Annotated in this window: 4 protein-coding genes; 2 read left to right on the top strand and 2 right to left on the bottom strand. The window is 64.3% G+C overall.

What is annotated here, in order from left to right:
* On the top strand, positions 1-229 hold a 229-nt coding region (locus EN884_RS33275), incomplete at its 5' end, for a putative PEP-binding protein (protein ID WP_348632997.1).
* 14 nt (positions 230-243) lie between these two features.
* Here EN884_RS33275 and EN884_RS33270 read toward each other — a convergent pair.
* Positions 244-1,041 (bottom strand): hypothetical protein, encoded by a 798-nt coding sequence (locus EN884_RS33270; protein ID WP_063169122.1) that lies wholly within the window; start codon positions 1,039-1,041, stop codon positions 244-246.
* A 156-nt stretch (positions 1,042-1,197) separates the two neighbouring features.
* Between EN884_RS33270 and EN884_RS33265 the strand changes: the two genes are divergently transcribed.
* Positions 1,198-2,208, top strand: a complete 1,011-nt coding sequence (locus EN884_RS33265; RefSeq protein WP_013529333.1) for a sugar-binding transcriptional regulator — start codon at positions 1,198-1,200, stop codon at positions 2,206-2,208.
* On the opposite strand, the gene EN884_RS33260 is transcribed toward EN884_RS33265, so the two are convergent.
* Positions 2,195-2,349 (bottom strand): HAD hydrolase-like protein (locus tag EN884_RS33260; protein WP_164895325.1); only part of this gene is annotated, 155 nt, incomplete at its 5' end. The two genes, EN884_RS33265 and EN884_RS33260, sit on opposite strands and share 14 nt — an antisense overlap.

Raw genomic sequence — 2,349 nt, 5'->3', positions numbered from 1 at the left:
CGTCGCCAAGCTCAACGATGTCACCAATCCGGCCGTCATATCGGCGATCGAAATGACGGCAAAAGCCGGCGTCGCCGCCGGTATCATGGTCGGCATGTGCGGTGAGGCGGCCGGCCGTCCGGATCTGATTGCGACCTTCGTGAAGATGGGGCTGACCGAACTCTCGATGAGCCCGGCTTCGATCCAGCGCGCCAAGAAAGCGATCATGGCCATGGCCGCTGAAGGCTAGCCCAGGCCGGCTGACTACGGCAGATGGGCAAGCAAGGTGGCGAAGACCGGTGTCAGCTCAGCGATCGGGTTTGCCTTGGCGCAAGCCTGAACGATGCGATCGTGGCGAATATCCGCCGCCAGGATCGCGATCTCCAGCATGTCCGGCTCCGGCGCGCCGTCGCTGCCGGTGGTCGCCAGGCCGCAGGCCAAAGCGAGCGGCGCCAGGCAGCTTATGTCGAGCGCCCGGCCGCCCGCCGGCGTTCCCGGCACGGTCTCGGCAAAGCGAACGGGACGCTGATTGAGGCACTCGACCAGCAGCGCCGAGCAGGTGGCCGCGATTGCCTGCAGTCCGGCACCCGGCGCGGCCAATGCGGCCAGGAGATCGCCATGCCGCTTGCGCATCGTGGCATGGACGGCCGCGAAATCGGCTTCGTGGATGCGGGCATTGTCGATGTTCAGGCCGGCAAGCACCGCTTTGGTCAGATAATACATATCGCGCCGGAACAGGCGCTCGGCGTCCAGTTGGCGATCCTCGTTGCCGACCGGGAAATAGGTGCCGAGGCCCTTCACCGTGGTGCCGTCCACCTTGATCGGGCGCTCATGCGGGACGAAAGCTTCGGCGATCGACAGTGCTTCGTCGACGGCACTCGCGGCATGGCTGAGCAGGCCTTCGATGCCCTTGCCTGGAAACGGCGGCAGATGGCTGGTTGCTTCGCGCAGGATGCTGGCATCGCCGCTGCCGTCATGGCGGCTCTGGCGGATGATTTCGCGGACTTCCCGCAGCCGGTCCTTCAGATTGACGCGGACATCTTCGGAGATTTGTCGGAGCATCGCGGATCGCCTTGAAATTTGCTGCGGATAGCGGACCGGGGCAGCCGCCACTCTCTACATTGTTCCTATCGATAGGTAGATCAATAGGCGATACTAGACCAGCATGCAGAATCGGCGGCGGCGCCCTCGTCCGTCGCCGCAGGGGGAGAGACAGACTTGGGCAGACGACGACAGGGCGAAAGCGAAGACGGTCGAGGCGAGGCAACCGAGCAGGTCGCCAGCGAAAGCCGGACGGATCGCCTCAGGATTCGCGCCGCCTGGATGTATTTCGTCGAACAGATGACGCAGAACGAGATCGCCGACGTGCTCGGCGTCGGTCGCGTCACCATCGTGCGCATGCTGGCGGATGCCCGGGCGCGCAACGAAGTGAAGATCACCATCGAGAGCGAATTGTCGGAAATCGTGCGGCTTGAGCGCGCATTGGAGAAGACGTTCGGGCTGCAGCAGGCGCTGGTGGCGCCGCTTTCGGCAGCCGATGCCGATCCCATACCAGCGATCAGTGCCAAAACCGGCAGCTTCCTGTCGGACACGATGAAGTCCGGCATGCGGGTCGGTGTCGGCTGGGGGCAGACGCTGTTCTCGAGCCTGCCTTTCATCAGCGCCAAGTCGCTCACCGACTTCAAGGTGATTTCGCTGCTTGGCGGTGTCGGCGTCGTGCGCCGGGTCAACCCAGCCGAGTTCGCCTGGCGCTTCGCTCAGATATTCCAGGGCGACGGCTATCTGATGCCGACACCAGCCGTGGTCGACAGCGTCGAGACCAAGATCGCCCTGATCGAGCGCTGCGGCCTGCAGGAGATTTTCGAAATGGCCGACGTGCTCGATGCCGTTCTGCTGAGCGTCGGCGGGATCGCCTCGGCCACCACCTTCTCTCGTGGTGGCTTCCTCAAGGAGGCGGATCGGGAGGCCCTGCTTGCGCGTGGCGCCGTGGGTGACCTCCTGTTCCATTTCTTCGACCGCAACGGCGATCTGGTCGACCACCCCGTCAACAGCCACGTGATGTCGGTGGATGTCGACCGTCTGCGCAAGGCACCGATCCGCATCCTCACCTCCGGTGGCGAGGAGAAAACCGAAGCGCTGCTCGGCGCCATGACCCTCATCGCCCCAACCATCCTGATCACCGACGAGGAGAGCGCGCGGCGCATGCTGGAAGCGGTCAGCGGAAGCTGAAGCTGTCCATGATGTAGTCCGGCCAGGCCTGCTGTTCGTCGAAAACAGCGGCGAGATCCGGTGTGTCCGCCAGTATTCCGCTCAGCACCAGCGCGGTGGCGATGCCGGTGCTGTTTCCCCCCGATATGTCGTGTTCGACGC

Origin of the sequence: Mesorhizobium sp. M7A.F.Ca.AU.001.01.1.1 (genome assembly GCF_004022735.1) — a bacterium.
Taxonomy (GTDB): domain Bacteria; phylum Pseudomonadota; class Alphaproteobacteria; order Rhizobiales; family Rhizobiaceae; genus Mesorhizobium; species Mesorhizobium ciceri.
This window is presented reverse-complemented; position numbering and strand designations above follow the sequence as displayed.